The following is a 560-nucleotide window of genomic DNA, read 5'->3' on the forward strand; positions in this document are numbered from 1 at the left end:
GGTGGGGTAACCGCAAGGAGCCAGCCGCCGAAGGTGGGATAGATGATTGGGGTGAAGTCGTAACAAGGTAGCCGTATCGGAAGGTGCGGCTGGATCACCTCCTTTCTATGGAGAATCGTTTCCTGCAACGGAAACATTCAAATACGCAGCTTAGCTGCAAAACACTCACTCGTTGYTCRGTTTTGAGAGCTCAAACTCTCAAACAGCTTGCTTTTGCATGGAGCTTGTTCTTTGAAAACTAGATATCGAAACGAAACAAACGCGAATTAGAACATTCCTTTAAGCTGATCTTGTGTAAACAAGTGAAGTGTTTTATAAGGTAGATTGCACGTACGATGGTATCGAATGGGAGCGACTTTTGGCTTTGCGCAAGCAAAACAAGGGAAGCGAGCAGTCGAAACCGGAGAACGAGGTTAAGCTACTAAGAGCACACGGAGGATGCCTAGGCGCTAGGAGCCGATGAAGGACGTGGCGAACAACGAAACTGCCTCGGGGAGCTGTAAGCAAGCTTTGATCCGGGGGTGTCCGAATGGGGAAACCCAGCTGGGGTAATTTCCAGT

At 49.1% G+C, this 560-nt stretch carries 2 rRNA genes; both read left to right on the forward strand.

Features of this window, described 5'->3' with window-relative positions:
• Window positions 1–105: ribosomal RNA gene (locus AC1DE7_RS31810) — 16S ribosomal RNA — on the forward strand; the annotation flags it as partial.
• A 306-nt stretch (window positions 106–411) separates the two neighbouring features.
• A 23S ribosomal RNA gene (locus AC1DE7_RS31815) occupies window positions 412–560 on the forward strand; the annotation flags it as partial.

The sequence above is a fragment of the Paenibacillus sp. 10L310 genome, assembly GCF_056395745.1.